Here is a 19,440-nt window from a genome sequence, read left to right as displayed (position 1 = left end):
CTATACGACAATAAGCTTAACGCTTACTAAACTGAGGTGCCTTACGGGCGCGCTTGAGACCAGGCTTTTTACGTTCTTTCTCACGTGGATCGCGAGTTAGATAGCCAGCCTTTTTAAGGGTGGTGCGCAAACCTTCGTCTTTAACTTCAAGGGCGCGAGCAATTGCCAGACGGGCAGCTTCGGCCTGGCCGCGCTTACCCCCACCGCTAACCTTAAGGGTGACTTTAAGCTTCTTAGCGTGACCGGTTAGCTCAATTGGCTGCTCCAATAGCTGCACAAAAGCCTCATTATTGAAGTAGGCTCCGGCAGTCTCCTCGCCAATCATAATCTCACCTCCACCCTGGTAAAGTCGGGCGGTAGCAATCGCCTCTTTGCGACGACCAACTCCGTAAAAATACTTTTCTTTAGCTGCTTCAGCCATTAATCTCTCCTAAGGTCTTGGGTTGCTGTGGGTCATGCGGGTGCTCAGCGGTGGCGTACACACGTAGACGCTTGAGACGTACGTCTTGCAAACGGTTTTTTGGCAACATGCCCTTAACCGCATACTCAACGGCACGAGTTGGGTGTTTTTGCATCATCTCTTCGAGCGTGAGCTCGGTCAATCCGCCTGGGTAACCGGAATGTCGGTAATACTTTTTATCGGCCATCTTGTTGCCGGTAACCTTTACTTGGGCGGCATTAATGACCACCACATTATCACCACCATCAATGTGCGGCGTGTAGGTCGGCTTGTGCTTACCAATCAAGTGGCGGGCGACCTCGGTAGCCAGACGACCCAAAGTTTGGTTGCTAGCATCAATCACGTACCAATCGTGAGTGGTTTCACTTGGTTTTACGGAAAAGGTTTTCACTTAGCTGCCTCCTTCTTGGCTGGTGCCTTTTTGGCGGCTGGCTTCTTAGCCTTAGCCGAGTCGGCTTCCGCCTTCTTGGCTGCTGGCTTTTTGGTAGCCGGCTTAGCCTTGGGCTTTTCGGCAACGCGCTGTGGCTTGTCGGTTAACATAACCGCAGCCATAGGTGCATTATCACCTAGTCGGTTCCCCAACTTAACAATCCGGGTGTAACCACCTTCTCGATTCTTAAACGCCGGTGCGATCTCCTCAACCAACTTAGTGGTAGCCTTATCGGTCAGCAACACCGCCCGAATCAGACGACGATTGTGCAAATCACCCTTTTTAGCCTTGGTAACCAGTTTTTCGAACTGAGGAGCGATCTCCTTGGCCTTGGCTACGGTAGTCGTAATTTGCTCGTGTAGCACCAGCGAGGTAATCTGACCTCGCACCAATGCCCGACGTGGACCGGCGGCTCGCTGTAACTTACGACCTTTGTAACCGTGGCGATGCATTAGTCTACCTCTGCCTCGCGGTTAAAGCCAAGCTCAACGATCTTGTCGCGAACCTCATCGTAAGCCTTAGCGCCAAAGCCCTTAAGCTCCTTGAGTTCGGTATCGCTTAGCATCAACAGATCGGCAACGGTACGAATTTCGTTGTTCAGTAAAGCGTTGGTGGTACGAGGGGTAAAGTTAACCTCCTCAATCATGATGCTAGCGGCTTTGCTGTCTCCAGCCTCGTCGCTAGATTTAGGAGTAGCGGCCGAAGCGCTAGCAGCAGCGGCCGGCTGGCCGGATACCACGCCAAAGTGACCAACTAAAACCTGAGCGGCTTGCTGTACGGCATCATGAGGGGTGATTGAGCCATCGGTCTCAATCTCAAGCACCAAGCGGTCTAGGTCGGTAGCCTGACCCACGCGGGTATTTTCAACGTTGTAACGAACGCGCTTAACCGGGCTGTAGAGAGCGTCAACCGCAATCATGCCAACCTCAAGCTTCTCGTTCTCGCGGGCTTCTACCGGCACGTAACCTCGGCCTTTTTCGATCTTAATTTCCATGCCAACCTGTGTTTTATCGTTGTCGATGGTTGCAATAACCTGATCTGCATTTACGATCTCAACATCGGCATTGGTCTTGATGTCACCTGCGGTAACCTCGCCCTTACCTTTTTTGGTCAGCATCAGATACTGCGGCTCGTCACTGTATACCTTAAAGCGCAATCGCTTAAGGTTGAGAATGATTTCGACCACATCCTCTTTTACGCCGTCAATTGTCGAAAACTCATGTGACACGCCGTCAATCTTAACCGCGGTAACAGCTGCACCGCCTAAGCTTGAAAGAATCACACGGCGAAGCGAGTTTCCCAAAGTCATACCATAGCCAGGGTGGAGTGGCTCAATCGCAAAGGTTGCGCGGTTGCCATCCTCTTTAGTGGTGGTTAGATTGGGTAGTTGAATGTCGTACAACACCTTCTTATTCCTTCCTTATTACTTACCTTGAGTAGAACTCAACGATTAATTGCTCTGTTATCTCCTCAATCACGTCTTCACGTGACGGGGTACCGGTTACCTTAGCCTTCAGCTTCTTATGATCTCCGCTCAACCAACTGATGGCGGTTTGATCATTCTCTAGCTCCTGCTTACGAGTAGTAAAGTAGGCGTTAGAAGCACTTTTAGGACGAATCTCAAGTTCATCACCTGGCTTTAGCTGAATCGAAGGGATATCCACACGACGACCGTTTAGCATAACGTGACCGTGGGTCACAACCTGACGAGCGGCCTGACGACTAATCGCCCAGTTGAGTCGGTAGATGGCGTTATCTAGTCGCTGCTCCAGGATTTGCAATAGGTTCTCACCGGTTACGCCAGGACGACGATCGGCCTCAGCTACCACGCGACGAAACTGCTTTTCGAGCAAGCCGTACATGCGCTTTACCTTTTGCTTTTCACGCAGCTGCAGGGCGTACTCGCTCTGCTTGGCGCGCATGGTGGTTTGACCGTGCTCACCCGGTGCGTAATTACGCAGGGTCAGTCCCTTAACCGCCTTAGGGTGCAAAGCTACCTTTTCGCGGCGAGAGCGCTTAACAATTGGGGCTAAATCGCGAGCCATACTACACTCTCCTCGGCTTACGTGGACGACAACCGTTGTGCGGAATGCCGGTCACATCTTTAATGCTGGTTACTTGAATGCCAACCGCTGACAGCGCTCGAATCGCGGATTCGCGACCGCTGCCAATACCTCGAACCTGTACCGCTACTCGCTGCAAGCCCATGTCTTTGGCGAGGTTGGCGACTCGCTCTGCTGCTACCTGAGCAGCATAAGGGGTAGACTTGCGTGAACCGCGGAAACCACTACCGCCGGCGCTAGCCCAGCCAACCACTCCACCCTGCTCATCGGTCATGCTGATGATGGTGTTGTTGAAGGTCGCATGGACGTGCATCTGTCCGGTTGACAGTGTGCGCTTAGCCTTGCGACGACGATTTGATTTAGATGCGGTTTTGGTTGCCATTATCTCTTATATTCCTCGTAAATTTTAGGTCTTTGCCGCAGCCTTCTTACGGCCACTACCCATGGTTACCTTTTTGCCACGCTTGGTTCGAGCGTTGGTCTTGGTGCGCTGACCCCGAGCCGGCAAGCTGTTCTTGTGGCGCAGGCCGCGATAGGAGTTGATTTCCTTGAGACGACCAATTGATAGCGATACCAAACGCTGCAAGTCACCTTCAACGGTTAGCTGCTTATCAATCGCTTCTCGCAGCTTAGAAATCTCCGACTCGGTTAAATCCTTAACTCGAGTGCTAGGATCAATGCCGGTCTCAGCTAGAATCTTTTGACTAGTGCTCAAACCAACGCCGTAGATAGAGGTAAGTGCTATCTCTACTCTTTTACCGGTTGGAATGTTTACGCCAGCGATACGTGCCATTTAGCCCTGCCTCTGCTTATGCTTTGGGTCATCACAGATAACATACACCGTTCCTTGTCGTCGAACGATCTTACACTTTGAGCACATTTTTTTGGCGCTAGCGCGTACCTTCATCTGTTTCCCTTAATCCTTTAATTCCTATGACGATAGGTTATACGGCCCTTAGATAGGTCGTATGGGGTCATCTGCACCGTCACTTTGTCACCGGGAAGTATCCGAATATAATGCATGCGCATTTTGCCCGAGATGTGGGCTAAAATAACGTGGCCGTTCTCAAGCTCTACCTTAAACATTGCGTTTGGTAGGGTCTCCAGAACGGTCCCGGTGAATTCGATTACTTCCTTTGTTCCTGCCATAGTGAGCTACAATTGGGTATTATATGTTTTTTTACCTGATCTGTAAAGAGTTTTAACGAACATTATAGCCGTCATAACTAGTCTGGATCAGCCGCGACTCAATCTGCTTCATCGTCTCAAGCGCTACACTCACAATAATCAGCAAACTGGTACCCCCAATGGTCAAAGACTGGGTATTGGTTAAGCGCTCAACCACAAAGGGCAGAATCGCGATTAAACCAAGCGCTACCGCTCCGGTTAACGTCAGGCGGTTGACCACGTTTGCCAGGTACTTGGCGGTCTCGTTACCCGGCCTGATACCGGGAATAAACCCTCCCTGCTTTTGAATCCGCTCAGCAATGTCCTTAGCGTTAAACACAATAGAGGTGTAAAAGAAGGTAAAGACCACTACCAGTCCAAAGTAAGCGGCAGCATACCAGGGATTGGTGGTGGCAAAGGTGGTGGTCAGCCACTGAGCGAAGCCTGCTACCCATGGAGTACTGGCACCACTAAGCAGCTGCCCCAAGAACGGTGGTACCGCCAAAAATGCCAGCGCAAAGATGATTGGAATAACCCCGGCTGTAATCAAGCGAATTGGCAGATGAGTATCTACCCCCGAGTAAATACGATTATCGCGGGCTCGACGCGCATACGACACCGGTATCGATCGCTGACCCTCATTTAGATACACCATCGCCATAATTACCGCCAGCGCACCGGCCGCAAACAGTATAATCTGAATTATCTTGGTGCTATCGTTAGCCGCTAGATCCAACGACTGCCCAAAGGTGCCCGGTAGGGTTGAGACGATGCTGGCTAAAATGATAATTGAAATTCCGTTGCCGACGCCTTTTTCGGTAATCAACTCCCCCAGCCACATCAGCAGCATGCTACCAGCCGTCATCACCGTAATCATCAGGAACCACTGCGCCAAGTCCGGGTTGCCAATTAAATCGGTTTGCGCGATCTGGATTGAGCTTTGGCGGATCAATATGACCATTCCAATCGCCTGCAAGATGGCAAACGGTAGCGTGAGCAGCCTGGTGTACTGAATAATTTTGCGTTGGCCGCTCTCACCCTCTTTGCTTAGCGCCTCTAGCGAGGGAATAATTTTAGTAAACAGCTGCATCACGATTGAAGCGTTAATATACGGCCCCAGGCTCATCATTACAATCGAGAAGTTACCCAAGCTACCCCCGGTAAACAGGTTAGCAAAGCCAAGCAGCTGGCTGCTATTAAATAGCCTCTCTAGAAACTGGGCCAGAGCAGCATTGTCGGGCACTGGAACCGGAACATAAGACAGGAAGCGGTAAATCACCACTATGCCAAGCACAAACAAGATTCGTCGCCGTAGGTCTGGCGAACGAAACGCTTCTCTAAAAACCCTCAGTGTCATATTTTACGACTTTCGATTACGTGCCGATGGCTGTTTGGGGCGCTTAGCCAGCGCGGTGGCTACAAAGCTGCCACCAGCCTTTTCGATTGCCTGCTGGGCAGTTGCCGAAGCGGCTTGGAGCTGAACTGTCAGCTTTTTGGTAAGCGTACCCTTACCCAGAATTTTAACTGGAGTATGGACATCGTCAACCCAGCCGTCCTGCGCCAACGATTGGTTGGTCACGGTTGATCCAGCCTTGAGCTCATCAAGACGTGCCAAATTAATAGCGGCGTAATTGGTTGGATTGAGCGAACGGAAACCGCGCTTTTTAGGCAGACGCTTGGCGAGGGGGTTTTGACCACCCTCAAAACCGGGTCGTACGCCACCGCCGCTACGTGAGTTCTGACCTTTAGTACCGCGACCGGCGGTCTTACCGGTGCCGGAACCAATACCGCGACCAACTCGCTTTGAGTTTGCCTTTTTGGTGACTGTAAGTTCGTGAATCTTCATAAAATCTCCTAGGCTACCGCAGCTTCTTTGGTCTTACTGGCAGTCGCCTTTGGCTTAGAATCGGCCTTTGGCTTGCTACTTGCAGGCACTTCTTGCAGCTGCGACAACGCCATAATGGTGGCATACGCATTGTTAACCTTGTTGGTCGAACCAAGTGACTTGGTTAGCAGGTTGTGAATACCGGCTACCTCCACCACGTTACGTACCGCCCCTCCGGCAATCACACCGGTACCTTCTGAGGCGGGCTTAAGCAGTACATGGGCGCCAGAAAAACGTACCTTTACCTCATGAGGGATGGTCCCGTTATGAATTGGCACGGTAATCAAGTTGCGGCGTGCTCGGGAAACCGCCTTAGCAATCGCGGTAATAACCTCACCGCCCTTACCAATACCAAGACCAACTCGGCCCTTGCCATCACCAATCACTACGATGGCACGGAAGCGGAAACGTCGACCGCCTTTAACCACTCGAGCGACTCGGTCGATTGCAATTACTTTCTCTTCGAACTCTTTTGGTTGAGCTTGAATTGCCATTTAAAACTCCAGTCCTTTGTTGCGCGCGGCGGTAGCTAGAGCGTCAAGCCGCCCATGATACAGTCGAGAACCGCGATCAAACACCACGGCGCTAATTTTCTTTTTGCTGGCAGCTGCCGCAATTTGCTCACCAACCTTGGTGGCCTTTTCGGTCATTGTGCCGGTAGTACCTAGAGAAGTAACGCTAGCTAGCGTGACTCCCTGGCTGTCATCAATAAGCTGAGCCGATACCTGGCGATTGCTTACAAACACACTTAATCGGGGTCGCTGGGTAGTGCCCTGGACCTTGGCTCGAACGCGACGTCGTCGCTGTTGTGCTGGTGAAATCATCATCTTACTCATCTTACTTTGCTGCCGCCTTTCCGGCCTTGCGTCGAATGTGCTCTTCGACGTACTTAATTCCTTTGCCCTTATAAGGCTCCGGCTTGCGCAGGGCGCGAATGTTAGCCGCAACCTGGCCAACCTGTTGCTTATCGGCGCCACTGATTACAATTATGTTCTTTTCAACCTTTGCTTCAATGCCCTGCGGCAGATTGAAGGCAATTGGGTGCGAGTAACCTAGTGTAAGGTTGACGGTCTGTCCGGCTACGTTAGCGCGGTAGCCAACGCCGTTAATCTCGAGGCGTCGCTCATAGCCCTTGCTAACTCCAACCACAATGTTGTTGATTAGAGTACGCTGCAAGCCAAAGGTACGCTGGGTTTCGGCGTTTTCAACCGGGCGACTAACCTGTAGCACGCTATCCTGTTGCTTAACTTCTAGTCCAGGCATCAAAGCTACCGATAGCTCGCCCTTAGGGCCGCGAGCAGTAACTTGGCTATCGGTAATTTCAACCGTAACACCAGCTGGAACTTCAATTGGGCTGCGTCCAATTCGACTCATCTTACCACACCTTACAGATTAATTCACCACCAAGGCCTTGCTTGCGAGCCTCTCGGCCGGTCATCAGCCCACCAGGGGTCGACAGGATAACCATTCCGCGTCCACCAAGCACCAAGGGAATGTCCTGGCTGCTAGTGTAAACGCGTCGTCCTGGCTTAGACACTCGCTGCAGGTTGCTAATTGCAACCGACTGGTTGTCCTTGGCAAGCGTAATTGAGATGGTCTTAAAGCCCTTGCTGTCCTCAACCTTGTAGTCGGCCACAAAGTTGTTGTCCTTCAAGATCTGGGCAATACCCTCCTTGATTTTGGAATGCGGCAACACCACGTGGCTGCGTGAAGCAGCTACGGCGTTGCGAATTCGGGTTAACATGTCTGCTATTGGATCTGTCATCATCTCTCTCCTTACCAACTGGCCTTGGTTATGCCAGGGATTTGCCCGCGGCTAGCATGTTCGCGGAAACAAATACGACACATGCCAAACTGGCGAATATACCCACGAGGTCGACCACATAACTTGCAGCGATTTACCTGGCGAGTTGAGTACTTTGGCTTTCGCTGAGCCTTTACTACCAGTGCTTTTCGCGCCATTAGTTCTTCCTCCTAAATGGGAACCCCATTAATGTTAGCAGTTGCTTACTTTCTGCCGGGGTTTGGGCAGAAGTAATAATGTTAATCTGTAAACCATGAGTCGCCTGGGTCTCTTCGAAGGTCAGCTCTGGGAATACCGACTGCTCGCGCAAACCAATACTGTAGTTACCCTGACCGTCAAAAGCGGTGTCAGAAATACCTCGAAAATCTCGAATTCGTGGCAGCACGATTGCGACCACTCGGTCCAAAAACTCATACATTCGTTCGCCGCGCAAAGTCACCATGGTGCCAATCTTGTTGCCATCGCGAAGCTTAAAGCCAGCGATTGAGTTTTTGGCTACAGTTTGAACCGGGGCCTGGCCGGTAACCTTGATCAAGGTGCTGCCAACCAGCTCCAACTGCTTACTGTCACTAACCGCTCGACCGACACCAGCGTTAACCACCACCTTTTCAATTTTCGGAATCTGGTGGGGATTGGTGTACTCAGCCTGCTTAGCCAGCTCTGGGCGTACCTGATTGTAATACTTATCTCTTAGTCTACTCATGACTATGCCTTCTTAACCTTGGCGTAACGAGAGGGTTTGAATGCCCGCTCCTTTTTGCCGTCTTTTGTCTTGGTGTAACTTACTCGACTTGGAATACCGCTAGTTGGATCAATCACCATCACTTTTGAAGCGGCGATTGGCTTAGCAATCTCCAGAATACCGCCTTGCGGGTTCTTGCTGGATGGCTTGGTGTGGCGCTTAACCACATTAATGCCTTCGACCAAAACACTGTCCTTGGCCGGATAAACCGCAGTCACCTTACCCGTTTTACCCTTATCCTTACCGGCTAGCACCATAATCTGATCGTTCTTCTGGATCTTCATTAGAGCACCTCCGGAGCCAGCGAAATGATCTTCATAAAGCCGGCTTCGCGCAGCTCGCGAGCGATTGGTCCAAAAACGCGAGTGGCCCGTGGCTGCTTGTCCTTGTTGATAATCACTACAGCGTTATCATCAAAGCGAATCTGCGAGCCGTCTGGTCGACGAGTTGGTTTGGTGGTGCGAACCACTACCGCCTGTACCACCTCTTTTTTCTTGACGCCGCCATTAGGCGTGGCGCTTTTGACGCTACAGGTAACCACATCACCGACACCAGCGTACCGACGGCGAGAACCGCCCAGCACCTTGATGCACAACACCTCGCGGGCGCCGCTGTTGTCGGCTACCTTCATGCGAGTTTCAGCTTGAATCATGCGGCACCTCCAGCCTTTTCGAGCCGGCTGTTAACCTGCCAGCGCTTGTCACGGCTGATTGGCTTGGTTTCAACAATCTCGACCACATCACCAACCTGGCACTCATTTTTTTCATCATGAGCCTTAAATTTAGTGGTTACGGTGTACTTCTTGCGGTAAATAGGATGCTCCTTAACCCGCTCAACGGTTACGACTACCGTTTTATCCATTGCATTAGAGGAAACCGTTCCTCGCAGTGTTCTAGCCATGTGCTTCCTCCTTGTGCTGCAATAAGCGCTGCTGTTGCAGAGTCAAAACTCTGGCCACAGTCTTTTTATGAGCTCGGATCTGCTTTACGTTAGACACCTGCTTAACTCTCAGGTCCTGAGCGGCCTGAGCTAACTCCTTACGGGTATCTTGCAGCAAATTCTGCAACTCTTTATCGCTTTTTGCGGTTAAATCTTTATACTTCATTATTCACCTGCCTCCGACGCGCTTTGGCGACTGATAAACTTGGTTTTAATTGGCAGCTTGCGACCAGCTAGGCGCATCGCCTCTCGAGCCAGCTCCTCGCTAACGCCATCCATCTCAAACAACACTCGGCCAGGACGAACCCTAGCAACGTAGTGGTCAATGGCTCCCTTACCGCTACCCATGCTAACCTCAGCCGGCTTGCGGGTAACCGGTAGATCAGGGAAAATCCGGATCCAAACCTTACCACCACGCTTAATGTGGCGAGTCATTGCGCGTCGAGCAGCCTCAATCTGGCGCGAGGTAATCCGCTCGGTTGCTTCGGCCTTGAGGCCAAACTGGCCAAAGCTCAATTCGGTACCGCGGGTAGCCACACCCTTGGGGATGCGACCCTTGAACTGCTTTCGATATTTTGTCTTACGTGGCATCAACATAATAAACCTCTAAAACTTCGTCCCTTTATGGACCCAAACCTTTACCCCGATAACACCGTAGGTGGTGCGGGCTTCAGCGTGAGCGTAATCAATATCGGCACGCAAAGTGTGCAACGGGATCGATCCCTGAGCTACCTTTTCGCGGCGACCCATCTCGGCCCCGTTCAGTCGACCGGCTACCATCACCTTGGCGCCCTTAGCGCCCGATTTCATGGCGTTTTCAACCGCCATCTTCATGGCGCGACGGAACGAAATACGGCGCTCTAGCTGACCGGCAATGTTTTCGGCTACCAACTTAGCATTGGTCTCTGGTCGCTTAATTTCTTCAATGCTGACCTTAACCGGTGCGCCAATTAGCTTGTTGAGCTCTTTCTTAAGCTCTTCGGCACCGCTACCTCCGCGACCGATCACCACACCCGGCTTAGCGGTGTAGATGGTCACCGTTACTTGGTTGGCTGAACGCTCAATATCAACTCGGGCCACACCGGCGCGACGCGATAGCTTTTTGGCAACAGCTCGGCGCAAGTTGACATCTTCGATCAGGCGATCGGCGTAATCCTTAGAGGCAAACCACTTTGAAGACCAATCCTTATCTAGCTGTAGGCGCAGACTGCGCGGATTTACTTTCTGACCCATTACTTGGCCTCCTTCTTGGCGGTTGTTTTGGCGGCTGGCTTAGCTGCAGCCTTGGCATCGGTTAGCACCACGGTAATGTGGCTGCTGCGCTTGCGGATAGCCGCTGCCCGACCACGAGCTCGCGGGCGGAATCGCTTAAGCGTAGCGGCTGGACCCACCAATACCGATTCAATCAACAGATCGCTAGATGACAACTTGTGGTTGTTCTCGGCGTTAGCAATTGCGCTCTTTAGTACCTTGCCAACTGGATCGGCAGCACCCTTTTGAGTGTTAGCCAAAACAGTCATTGCCTCCTGAGCTTTTCGGCCACGAATCAGAGCCGCAACCAGTCCAACCTTGCGGGGCGAGGTACGAACGTACTTAGCTGTAGCTTTAACGTTCATTATTTGCCACCTTTAGCTAGCTTACCGCCGTGACCACGGAACTTACGGGTAGGAGAAAACTCTCCCAGCTTGTGGCCTACCATGTTTTCACTTACAAACACTGGGGTGTGCTGCTTGCCATTGTGCACAGCAAAGGTAAAGCCTACCATTTCTGGGGTAATAGTGCTTGAGCGTGCCCAGGTCTTAATCACAGTCTTATCGTTGGGACCGAGCTTGGCCACCTTGCTCATCAACTTTTCGTCCACAAATGGACCTTTTTTAAGTGAACGACTCATTTAGCGTCTCCTTCCCTTCTTGCGACCGCGCACAATCATGGCATCGGTTAGCTTACGACGGCGCGTCTTAAGACCTAGAGCTGGCTTGCCCCATGGAGTCTTTTGACCGTACTTATGAATAGCGGTTGAGGTACCACCCTCACCACCACCGTGTGGGTGATCCACTGGGTTCATAGCCTTACCACGAACCTGAGGTCGCCACCCTAAGCGGCGGCGGCGGCCAGCGCTACCATATTTAATGTTTTGGTGAGCTTCATTGCCGACCACTCCAATGGTGGCCATGCAATTTTGGTGAACCAGGCGAACCTCGCCGCTCGGCAAACGGACCTGACAGAACTCACCCTCTTTAGCCACCAAATAGGCCTTGGTGCCAGCGCTGCGGGCTAACTGACCACCCTTACCGAGTACCAACTCGACGTTATAAATCTGAGTACCTAGAGGAATTTTAGCCAAAGGCAACCGGTTGCCACGACGAATCTCCGATTCGGCGCCGCTTTCTACAATTTGGCCAACCTTCATGCCGCTACCAGCTAAAATGTAAGCCTTGCCGCCCTTTTCGAGCTCAACCAGCGCCAGGTGAGCGGTACGGTTTGGATCATATTCGAGAGCAACAATCTTACCCTTAAAACCAGGCTCGATCGCAAAATCAACCAGTCGGTAGTGGCGCTTAACCGCTCCACCTCGGTGGCGAATGGTGATCTTACCTTGGTTGTTGCGCCCGGCCCGAGCGGTGCGAGCAACCAGCAGGTATTTTTCTGGCTTCTTTTTGGTTAAAGCAGCGGTATCGGCGGTGGTCATGCCACGGCGAGCTGGAGTGGTTGGCTTATATAAACGAACTGCCATTACTTAGCCCCCTCTTCGAACAGCTTAATGCTGTCGCCCTTTTTAAGGGTAACTAAAGCCTTCTTAACCTCCTTGCGACTACCAGCATGCTTGCCATAGCGACGAGAAACTTGCTTGCCCTTAGTAATCATGGTGGTTACTTTGACCACCTTAACCTTAAAGGTCTGCTCCACCGTTTTAGCAATCTCAATCTTGTTTGAGCTGGTCGGTACCTGGAACACATAGGTGCCGGTATCGGCCAGGGCAATTGCCTTTTCGCTGATATGAGGGATAAGAACTACCTGACTCATGCTGCGCCCTCCAGCCATTTGGTTACCGCCTGCTCGGCCTCGCTGGTCATTAGTACGTGGTCGGCGTTAACAATGGTAAACACGTTTAAGTAGGTTGCGGTTACTACTGTAAGACCCGGCAGGTTGCGAGTAGCTCGATCAATAACTTCGGTCTTATTGGCGACAACCAGGACCACTCTTCCTTCTAGACCAAGCTTATCAAGCAGTGCAGCGGTCGGCTTAGCCTTACCATCGCCACCGTCAAACGCCTCAATTACCGACACCTTTTTAGCCTTAGCCGCCAAACTTAGTGCCTGACGAATCGCCGAACGCTTAGCCTTAACTGGCAGATCAATGCGGTAGTTTTCGTTACCGGTTGGACCAAAAGCCACTCCACCGCCGGTCCAATGCGGCAGGCGGGTTGAGCCGGCGCGAGCTCGCCCGGTTCCCTTCTGGCGCCAAGGCTTGCGGCCACCACCACGAACCATGCCGCGGCTCAGGGTTTGAGCGGAGCCGGTGCGGCCGTTAGCCAGGTAGGCGCGATAAGCCAGATCAACCAAGTCGTGGTTAACTTCGGCGCCAAACACCTTTGCGCTCAGCTTAACTGGGGTCTCCTTTTTGGAGCCGGTTTTTGAATATAATACCGCTTGTGCCATTACTTGGCTCCTCGAATCATTACGATGCCCTTGCGCGGACCGGGGATTGCGCCGCTAATTGCCAGCAGGTTGTTTTCGGCGTCAACCTGGACGATCTTAAGACCCTTGGTTGTCACCTTGTCGCCACCCATCTGGCCGGCCATCTTAATGCCCTTAAATACGTGCTGTGGGTACATCGCCCCAATCGAACCCGGTGCGCGGTGGTTGTGCGAACCGTGACTCATTGGCCCGCGGTGAAAGTTGTGACGCTTAATGGTGCCGGCAAATCCCTTGCCCTTGCTGGTGCCGGTTACCTCTACCGCATCTCCGACCTCAAAGGTAGTCACGTCCAACTTGGCACCAACCTTAACCTGAGTCTTGGCTTCGTCACCTTCCACCGCCTCGATGTCGGCTACGTCTTGGTCCATGCGAACCTCTCTAAAGTGCTTAGGAGTAATACCGTCAACGCTAGCGTGGCCGGCTAACGGCTTGGATGGATGCTTGTCACTACCAAAGCCAAGCTGTACTGCGCTGTAGCCATCACGAGCACCGGTTTTTACTTGAGTAATCACGCAAGGGCCAGTCTCCACGATGGTGACACGCGAAACCGTACCGTTTTCATCAAACAGTTGAGTCATACCAAGTTTTCGGCCAAGCAGTGCTTTCATTACGTTCCTTAAACAAAAAATAATTCTAGGATCTGAACGGTTTCTGCTAAGTGCAGACCTGCTCATCTCCTAGCGGATAGCTCCCAATACATTGAGCTAAAGTTACCCGACAACTATATCAGTAAAAACCATCAGGTGTCAACAGGTAACGTTTGTATTGTTAGACGCTAAACCACTTAGTGGATCCATCGGTATAAAATGACTTCGAACCACTGTTGGTCGATATGGTAGTCGATGTCGATCCATCAATCGTATCCGAACCAGCACGCTGAATTGTAATATTGTTGGTTCCAGCTGCATTACTTTCGTCCTTTACCGTAATTCGCGAACCAACCGGCAAACCCGAAGCACCAGGAAGAGTAATGGTACGCAATGCCGATGTGTCGGTTACGGCAAGCACTTCGGCGTTTAGGCGCATCGTCGCTGATGTAGCGGTAGCCTGGCGATACGTTGTTGCGCCTCGATTTCGACGAACCAGACACCCGCTCTGAGTATCATTGGTGATGCTTAAACCTGTCCCCGAGTTACCTATAACATCATTATCCATGATCTCACCCCCAGCAATATTGGTGCCCGATAAAATAACCCCCGTACTCTGCGTCTTTACGCCCTGGTTGTCAAACGCACGATTGCGATTTATACGACATCGGGTTAGGTCCATTGTTAGTTCCAGACCGGCATTGGTGGTAACGGTGCCGTTATTAAAAAACCTGTTGCCAATAACGGTAGCGTCGGTAAGTGCTCCGGAACCACCACCGTGCATACCCTGCCGTTCGTTACTGCGAACATCATTATCGGTAATAATTAGCTCCGGTACAGCCGCAGACGACGCGACCTTAATTCCAATATCGTTTTCATAAACGTCATTCGAACTGATCTCATAGCCAGACAATGTTGTCGTACTGGCATCAAGGTAAATACCATAACTGGTAGAGTTTTTAACAATGTTCTTAAAAAACTTACCCTTGCGCCCTGCTGTGCCCGCGTTCCCGGCACCAACATAAAAACCGTAGGAGGTGCTGTCTTCGATCCTATTACCCCAAATTTGGGCCCCTTCTATTCCGTTATCCGCAATACCATACTTGCAAGCAATGATTGTATTACCATGGACTATGGCTCCGCGGCTATAATATGGGGTTCCGCCCGACCCTCCACCGTTAGGCAATGTGGCCTGCCTTTCGAAAAATATTCCATTACGTGCGCTGCTACGAATTATGCAGTCGGTAATAGTGGTGCTTTCGACATCCCAAGCTCCGGTGCCAATGCCAATCCCCGAAGAGCCCAATAGGCTCCCGCCTGAGTCGCGCCCGGCATTTTCGACAACGCACCGGTCAAAAGCGCAATCGACAAGAAAATCGACTCCCAGGCCGGTTGCAGTGGTGTCGTGAACATACAGGTTAACGTAACGGTTACGGACGTTATATGTGGTATAGATTGCCTTTGCTGTCGTAAAGGTTTTATATGCACCGCCAGTTGACCCAGCGTTAATTGCCGCACCGTTAAGTGTCGCCGACAGCTGGAATGTATCGGTTGTCTTGTTGACAACATAATACGCTGTTGTAAGTGCGGTGAAGTTGGTAGGAGCAAGACCGCTTGCCCAGCGAACAGCGTCACCGTTGCTCAATCCATGCCCAGCGCTCGTAATCGTCGCTGAACCATTTGTCGCAGAACAAACTCGACCATCAATAAGTGAGCCATCAACCTCAAAGTCGGAGAACGTACAATCCTTCATTGGCGAAGCATAGCTATTGCCCTTTTCAATTAATGACCCTCCCCAGCCAACCATTTTAAAAATAGTTTGCCCAGGTCCATCACCCCTTAAAGATACTTTGGTCCGCCATGACATTTGCGTATTAGAAAATAAGTACGTGCCGGTTGGGGCGTATATAGTGCCGCCGCCGGCTGAATAAAGTGCATTTATTGCAGCCTGAAACTCTGCTGAAGCATCAGTAGTGCCGGTTGGGTCGGCGTTGTATGGCGGCATTGTTATATCTATTACCGAAGGGTCCTTGAGCGTGAACAAACCACCTGAAACTACCGAAATCTGGCCGTCACTGCCACCACTCGCTGTCGACACCGTTGCTGGTATTTGACTACTAGTAAGCTTGCTTGAGCCGTCTAAGGTGGCTACGCCGGAGGCTGCTCCTAACTGAGTGGAGGGTACCACGCCCGAGATATCTGCGGCAGCTAGAGTTACAGCGGTACCAGCCTTACCGTTAACACTCTGTACAGCAGTTTGGGCGGAAGCTAGATAGTTGTTAACGGTGGGTGAGAGTTTAGAGGCTGTAATGGAACCGTCAGCTACAGCTGAGGATAGTGTGCCATCGGTACGGATCTTAAGGGAGCCATCTGAGTTTAGTTCTTGAGACAAGTAGTCATTGAGGATAGCTCCCCAATTACCGTTATCGCTTCCTATTGTTGGGAGACGGGCCATGAATGCTAATTAACTCACACTTAACTTGTTACTTATTGTAGCTGGATGTAAGCGTAAGGGCAATAAGGAGGTGGGGCTAAATCGAAATAGTAATACCAATACCCACCAAACCAAGCACCGCTCCAACCAACATCACCGCATATTCTATCTTTCGATCAATCTGGAAGCGTTCGTGCTGAACTATAATCACACCAATAATAAGGCCAACCGGTACATAGCGATGGCCAGAAGGGGCTAGCCAGGTTGTTGCCAAAACTAGATACAACAACACCTTCAAAAAATAAACGCTGTCGTACTCTGTGTTTGTCGACTTAATAGTTCGAGCCATGCCTCAGAATATACCTCAAAACTCTAATGCTTACTAGTGTTATCCGGCGAATATAGCGTAAGGTCATCTAAGCCTTCGGGCATAAAACCCTTGGGGTGCTTAAATCCAGGCTCCCATTTTGTTTCTTTGCCATACCCCAACTCCTTCATTAGCTTGGTTGGGGCGTTGCGTAAGTGCGCTGGTGGCTCGGCGGCAGGATGTTGACGAACCGCCTGGCTAGCCGCACCAATAGCGTTATAAGCGTCACGATTTTTAGGCGCTTGGCACATAGCGATGGTGGCCTGACTCAAGATAATACGACCTTCCGGCATGCCAATTCGCTCAATTGCCTGAAAAGTCGATGTTGCCAGTAAGAGCATGTTGTTGTCGGCCAGACCAATGTCTTCGGAGGCAAATATGACAATTCGGCGCGCAATAAACTTTGGATCCTCGCCCGCCTCCAACATGCGAGCTAGGTAAAATAAGGCCGCATCAATCGCGCCTCCGCGCATCGATTTAATATAGGCCGATATTAAATTGTAATGGAACTCCCCACCCTTGTCGTAGCGCAAGCTAGTTTTTTGCATGGCGTTGCGCACGGTAGCAGGCGTTACCTTTGGCTCTAGGGTGGCAGCCGCCTCCAGCCCACCTAATGCGACCCTAGCATCTCCCGCCGCCAGTTCAGCCAATAACTCAACTGCTTCCGGCGTGACGGTTGCGCCCTCAAGGTTATCGGCGGCGCGGTCGAGTAGCAACTCAAGCTGATCTTTAGTTAGCGACTTTAATACCACCACTCGCGCGCGTGAAAGCAGTGGTGAAATAACCTCAAACGATGGGTTTTCGGTGGTGGCCCCAATTAAAATAATTGTGCCGTCTTCAATGTGCGGCAAAAAAGCATCTTGCTGGGCCTTATTGAAACGGTGGATCTCATCCACGAACAGAATGGTTGACTGCCCCATCGCCTGCCGCTGGCGAGCCCGCTCCATGACCTTGCGGACCTCGGGCAGGCCGGAGGTTACCGCCGAAAGCTCCTCAAAAGCGTACCCCTCGTGAGCCGCCATAATGCGGGCCAAGGTTGTTTTGCCGGTTCCTGGAGGCCCCCACAAGATAAGCGAGCCAATTTTGCCGGACTCAAGCATCTGTCGCAACAACCCATCGGGGCCGACCACATGGTCCTGCCCCACCACCTCGTCAAGGCTCGAGGGGCGCATCCGATCGGCAAGTGGCGACGTATTTTTGGCAAACAAACTCATGTCGTCATTATCCGCTTCAGATCGTTAGCTGACAACGGTTAATGTTTGGCCCGAGGCGGCTTCGGCCTATTTGTAGTAGGACTTGATCTGGAACAGAACGTATGACCCTAATACCGCGCTGAGTAAACCGCCAACAATATTAAAGTTAAGGAGGCTAAAGATCAGGTTCAGCACCACACTATAAAATACCAGTTGCCAACCAATCTTTTTGCGCGCAAACAAACCAGGTAGGGCAGCGATCATCAAGCCAACTTGAAGCACCAGGGCTACCAGCGCAAAAGATAGTCCGGTGGCTGCACTCGCTCCCCCGACCGCACTAAATGGCACCAACGCCGCTCCAACTCCTAGTGCAAGCAAAATTGCCGGTGCGAACAATACTAACAGTACGATGTTAATCCAGGGGCTATATTTTACAATCCACTCACGCGCGTTGGGCGGGATCTGAAACGGAGCCTTGGTCACTAAATAATATTCAAGCCATCCCATTAGCTCTTTTGGTGGTTGGGAGGTTGCCATGATAATTTCCTTTTATTACAAGGTGATCATACTACTAATGCTTATACTAAAGCAAACACACCTTTAGTGATATCGACGGCGCACCATAACGTAGAGATACACCGTACCCAATAGCACTGCCGTACCAGTAATAGCGTGCTGGAGGATCACACTATGCGCCAAGTGGACAGTGGCGGCGGCAACCAGGAAATACCAGCCCTTTATTTCTCGTTTAAATAGCGGCCGGATCGCTGCCACCACAAAAATAAATTTAATAATTAAGACCGCGGCGGCCAAACCAAGCCCATTGGCGCTGGTCGGTACACCCAAAAAATCGAGGAAGGGCAGTCGGTACACCCCCAATACCAGCGCTAGCAAAGTCGGTGGGAATAAAACCAGCGCAATGATAGCGGTAACCCATCCGGCATTATCCACCACCCAAACCTTTGCCCAGTCGGGAATTTCATACCAGCGACGGCTATTATAGCGACTAGCGAGGTTTTGATTGCCACTAGCTTGGCGATACACTCGCCGCTGTGTTGGTCTAGCCATTTAACTGCTTCCGTTTGATAGTTTTACTTTTTGATAATACTGCTTATGCTAGGAATTTACTACTACTAGCGTGAGGTTTGTCTTTCGCGGCGGGTATCTTTGGCGGACGCCTCATCAATTACGCCAGAGCGGATCTCAATCTTGTAAAGCTCCTGCGGGTGCAGCTTGGTTTTTGTCCCTACCGACTGCTGAATATCCTGTCTCATCGCCTTAATCAAGGCTCCACGCAGCTCCATAATCTGTTTGGTATCAACATCTTCGACCGTACCAACCGCGTCGAGATAACGGTTGAGCGCCCGAATCACCGAATCTGGAGCAGTCACCAAGGCTTGATAGTAGCGATGTATAAACCACTGCTTCCGCCGCTCATCGGCCTTTGTAACTTCGTCCAACTCACCAATAATTTCTGCATACAGATCAGCCAACTTACTCTGGGCTTGGTTCGCTTGAGCTTGAGCCTTAACCTGCCCTCTACCTCTAATCGCCACTCCCAAGACAATTCCGGAACCGGCTACCACTAACACCGCCGCCATAAACTCAATTGCCTGCTGAAAATCCATACTTCTCCTTACCGTATGCCACCCATTGTGGCCTGTGATTTAT

General features: G+C 51.3%; 35 protein-coding genes. All 35 read right to left on the bottom strand.

Annotated elements, in window-relative coordinates; all coding sequences use genetic code 11:
- Window positions 1–16: 16 nt before the first annotated feature.
- On the bottom strand, window positions 17–421 hold the full coding sequence (locus tag EPO04_00945) for a 30S ribosomal protein S9 (protein TAK89661.1): 405 nt from the start codon (window positions 419–421) through the stop codon (window positions 17–19).
- On the bottom strand, window positions 414–851 hold the full coding sequence (locus tag EPO04_00940) for a 50S ribosomal protein L13 (GenBank protein ID TAK89660.1): 438 nt from the start codon (window positions 849–851) through the stop codon (window positions 414–416). The genes EPO04_00945 and EPO04_00940 overlap by 8 nt, the downstream gene beginning before the upstream one ends.
- Window positions 848–1,342: a 50S ribosomal protein L17 gene (locus EPO04_00935; GenBank protein ID TAK89659.1), complete on the bottom strand. Its 495-nt coding sequence runs from the start codon at window positions 1,340–1,342 to the stop codon at window positions 848–850. Before EPO04_00935 ends, EPO04_00940 begins: the two co-directional genes overlap by 4 nt.
- On the bottom strand, window positions 1,342–2,295 hold the full coding sequence (locus tag EPO04_00930) for a DNA-directed RNA polymerase subunit alpha (GenBank protein TAK89658.1): 954 nt from the start codon (window positions 2,293–2,295) through the stop codon (window positions 1,342–1,344). The genes EPO04_00935 and EPO04_00930 overlap by 1 nt, the downstream gene beginning before the upstream one ends.
- Before the next feature lie 22 nt (window positions 2,296–2,317).
- Window positions 2,318–2,935 carry a 30S ribosomal protein S4 gene (locus EPO04_00925; protein ID TAK89657.1) on the bottom strand — a complete coding sequence of 206 codons (618 nt, stop codon included), beginning with the start codon at window positions 2,933–2,935 and terminating at the stop codon, window positions 2,318–2,320.
- A 1-nt stretch (window position 2,936) separates the two neighbouring features.
- Entirely contained in the window at window positions 2,937–3,335 is a 399-nt protein-coding gene (locus EPO04_00920; protein TAK89656.1) for a 30S ribosomal protein S11, read from the bottom strand.
- Window positions 3,336–3,359: 24 nt separating this feature from the next.
- A complete protein-coding gene (locus EPO04_00915) occupies window positions 3,360–3,746 on the bottom strand; it encodes a 30S ribosomal protein S13 (GenBank protein ID TAK89655.1) in 387 nt (128 codons plus the stop codon).
- Window positions 3,747–3,860: a 50S ribosomal protein L36 gene (gene rpmJ / locus EPO04_00910; GenBank protein TAK89654.1), complete on the bottom strand. Its 114-nt coding sequence runs from the start codon at window positions 3,858–3,860 to the stop codon at window positions 3,747–3,749.
- Window positions 3,861–3,877: 17 nt separating this feature from the next.
- Window positions 3,878–4,102, bottom strand: coding sequence for a translation initiation factor IF-1 (locus EPO04_00905; protein ID TAK89653.1), 225 nt, complete (start codon window positions 4,100–4,102; stop codon window positions 3,878–3,880).
- A 52-nt stretch (window positions 4,103–4,154) separates the two neighbouring features.
- A complete protein-coding gene (gene secY / locus EPO04_00900; GenBank protein ID TAK89788.1) occupies window positions 4,155–5,471 on the bottom strand; it encodes a preprotein translocase subunit SecY in 1,317 nt (438 codons plus the stop codon).
- A gap of 9 nt (window positions 5,472–5,480) precedes the next feature.
- A complete protein-coding gene (locus EPO04_00895) occupies window positions 5,481–5,966 on the bottom strand; it encodes a 50S ribosomal protein L15 (protein TAK89652.1) in 486 nt (161 codons plus the stop codon).
- An 8-nt stretch (window positions 5,967–5,974) separates the two neighbouring features.
- A complete protein-coding gene (locus EPO04_00890) occupies window positions 5,975–6,499 on the bottom strand; it encodes a 30S ribosomal protein S5 (GenBank protein ID TAK89651.1) in 525 nt (174 codons plus the stop codon).
- Window positions 6,500–6,841 carry a 50S ribosomal protein L18 gene (locus EPO04_00885; protein ID TAK89650.1) on the bottom strand — a complete coding sequence of 114 codons (342 nt, stop codon included), beginning with the start codon at window positions 6,839–6,841 and terminating at the stop codon, window positions 6,500–6,502. It lies immediately after the preceding gene.
- A 1-nt stretch (window position 6,842) separates the two neighbouring features.
- On the bottom strand, window positions 6,843–7,379 hold the full coding sequence (locus tag EPO04_00880) for a 50S ribosomal protein L6 (GenBank protein TAK89649.1): 537 nt from the start codon (window positions 7,377–7,379) through the stop codon (window positions 6,843–6,845).
- Window position 7,380: 1 nt separating this feature from the next.
- Window positions 7,381–7,773: a 30S ribosomal protein S8 gene (locus EPO04_00875; GenBank protein TAK89648.1), complete on the bottom strand. Its 393-nt coding sequence runs from the start codon at window positions 7,771–7,773 to the stop codon at window positions 7,381–7,383.
- A gap of 8 nt (window positions 7,774–7,781) precedes the next feature.
- Window positions 7,782–7,967: a type Z 30S ribosomal protein S14 gene (locus tag EPO04_00870; protein ID TAK89647.1), complete on the bottom strand. Its 186-nt coding sequence runs from the start codon at window positions 7,965–7,967 to the stop codon at window positions 7,782–7,784.
- Complete coding sequence (locus EPO04_00865) at window positions 7,967–8,512, bottom strand: 50S ribosomal protein L5 (GenBank protein ID TAK89646.1); 546 nt, start codon at window positions 8,510–8,512, stop codon at window positions 7,967–7,969. Before EPO04_00865 ends, EPO04_00870 begins: the two co-directional genes overlap by 1 nt.
- A 2-nt stretch (window positions 8,513–8,514) precedes the next feature.
- On the bottom strand, window positions 8,515–8,835 hold the full coding sequence (locus EPO04_00860) for a 50S ribosomal protein L24 (GenBank protein ID TAK89645.1): 321 nt from the start codon (window positions 8,833–8,835) through the stop codon (window positions 8,515–8,517).
- Window positions 8,835–9,203 carry a 50S ribosomal protein L14 gene (locus EPO04_00855; protein ID TAK89644.1) on the bottom strand — a complete coding sequence of 123 codons (369 nt, stop codon included), beginning with the start codon at window positions 9,201–9,203 and terminating at the stop codon, window positions 8,835–8,837. The genes EPO04_00860 and EPO04_00855 overlap by 1 nt, the downstream gene beginning before the upstream one ends.
- The gene (rpsQ, locus tag EPO04_00850; GenBank protein ID TAK89643.1) at window positions 9,200–9,451 is read right to left on the bottom strand and encodes a 30S ribosomal protein S17; all 252 of its coding nucleotides are present in this window, start codon (window positions 9,449–9,451) and stop codon (window positions 9,200–9,202) included. The genes EPO04_00855 and rpsQ overlap by 4 nt, the downstream gene beginning before the upstream one ends.
- Window positions 9,444–9,656: a 50S ribosomal protein L29 gene (gene rpmC / locus EPO04_00845; protein TAK89642.1), complete on the bottom strand. Its 213-nt coding sequence runs from the start codon at window positions 9,654–9,656 to the stop codon at window positions 9,444–9,446. The genes rpsQ and rpmC overlap by 8 nt, the downstream gene beginning before the upstream one ends.
- Complete coding sequence (locus tag EPO04_00840) at window positions 9,656–10,087, bottom strand: 50S ribosomal protein L16 (protein TAK89641.1); 432 nt, start codon at window positions 10,085–10,087, stop codon at window positions 9,656–9,658. The genes rpmC and EPO04_00840 overlap by 1 nt, the downstream gene beginning before the upstream one ends.
- 9 nt (window positions 10,088–10,096) lie before the next feature.
- Window positions 10,097–10,723, bottom strand: coding sequence for a 30S ribosomal protein S3 (locus tag EPO04_00835; protein TAK89640.1), 627 nt, complete (start codon window positions 10,721–10,723; stop codon window positions 10,097–10,099).
- On the bottom strand, window positions 10,723–11,106 hold the full coding sequence (locus EPO04_00830) for a 50S ribosomal protein L22 (protein ID TAK89639.1): 384 nt from the start codon (window positions 11,104–11,106) through the stop codon (window positions 10,723–10,725). Before EPO04_00830 ends, EPO04_00835 begins: the two co-directional genes overlap by 1 nt.
- Complete coding sequence (locus tag EPO04_00825) at window positions 11,106–11,381, bottom strand: 30S ribosomal protein S19 (protein TAK89638.1); 276 nt, start codon at window positions 11,379–11,381, stop codon at window positions 11,106–11,108. The genes EPO04_00830 and EPO04_00825 overlap by 1 nt, the downstream gene beginning before the upstream one ends.
- A complete protein-coding gene (locus EPO04_00820; GenBank protein TAK89637.1) occupies window positions 11,382–12,224 on the bottom strand; it encodes a 50S ribosomal protein L2 in 843 nt (280 codons plus the stop codon). It abuts the gene before it with no gap.
- A complete protein-coding gene (locus tag EPO04_00815) occupies window positions 12,224–12,514 on the bottom strand; it encodes a 50S ribosomal protein L23 (protein TAK89636.1) in 291 nt (96 codons plus the stop codon). The genes EPO04_00820 and EPO04_00815 overlap by 1 nt, the downstream gene beginning before the upstream one ends.
- Window positions 12,511–13,149, bottom strand: coding sequence for a 50S ribosomal protein L4 (locus EPO04_00810; protein TAK89635.1), 639 nt, complete (start codon window positions 13,147–13,149; stop codon window positions 12,511–12,513). Before EPO04_00810 ends, EPO04_00815 begins: the two co-directional genes overlap by 4 nt.
- Window positions 13,149–13,796: a 50S ribosomal protein L3 gene (locus tag EPO04_00805; protein ID TAK89634.1), complete on the bottom strand. Its 648-nt coding sequence runs from the start codon at window positions 13,794–13,796 to the stop codon at window positions 13,149–13,151. The genes EPO04_00810 and EPO04_00805 overlap by 1 nt, the downstream gene beginning before the upstream one ends.
- Before the next feature lie 160 nt (window positions 13,797–13,956).
- On the bottom strand, window positions 13,957–16,230 hold the full coding sequence (locus EPO04_00800; protein TAK89633.1) for a hypothetical protein: 2,274 nt from the start codon (window positions 16,228–16,230) through the stop codon (window positions 13,957–13,959).
- Between the two features lie 76 nt (window positions 16,231–16,306).
- On the bottom strand, window positions 16,307–16,558 hold the full coding sequence (locus EPO04_00795; GenBank protein ID TAK89632.1) for a hypothetical protein: 252 nt from the start codon (window positions 16,556–16,558) through the stop codon (window positions 16,307–16,309).
- Between the two features lie 23 nt (window positions 16,559–16,581).
- Window positions 16,582–17,790 (bottom strand): replication-associated recombination protein A, encoded by a 1,209-nt coding sequence (locus EPO04_00790; protein TAK89631.1) that lies wholly within the window; start codon window positions 17,788–17,790, stop codon window positions 16,582–16,584.
- A gap of 66 nt (window positions 17,791–17,856) precedes the next feature.
- The gene (locus EPO04_00785) at window positions 17,857–18,306 is read right to left on the bottom strand and encodes a chromate transporter (protein ID TAK89630.1); all 450 of its coding nucleotides are present in this window, start codon (window positions 18,304–18,306) and stop codon (window positions 17,857–17,859) included.
- A 63-nt stretch (window positions 18,307–18,369) separates the two neighbouring features.
- Window positions 18,370–18,837, bottom strand: coding sequence for a hypothetical protein (locus tag EPO04_00780; protein TAK89629.1), 468 nt, complete (start codon window positions 18,835–18,837; stop codon window positions 18,370–18,372).
- Between the two features lie 65 nt (window positions 18,838–18,902).
- The gene (locus EPO04_00775; GenBank protein TAK89628.1) at window positions 18,903–19,397 is read right to left on the bottom strand and encodes a hypothetical protein; all 495 of its coding nucleotides are present in this window, start codon (window positions 19,395–19,397) and stop codon (window positions 18,903–18,905) included.
- Between the last annotated feature and the right edge of the window lie 43 nt (window positions 19,398–19,440).

Source organism: Patescibacteria group bacterium (genome assembly GCA_004297735.1).
Taxonomy (GTDB): domain Bacteria; phylum Patescibacteriota; class Saccharimonadia; order UBA4664; family SCTI01; genus SCTI01.
This window is presented reverse-complemented; position numbering and strand designations above follow the sequence as displayed.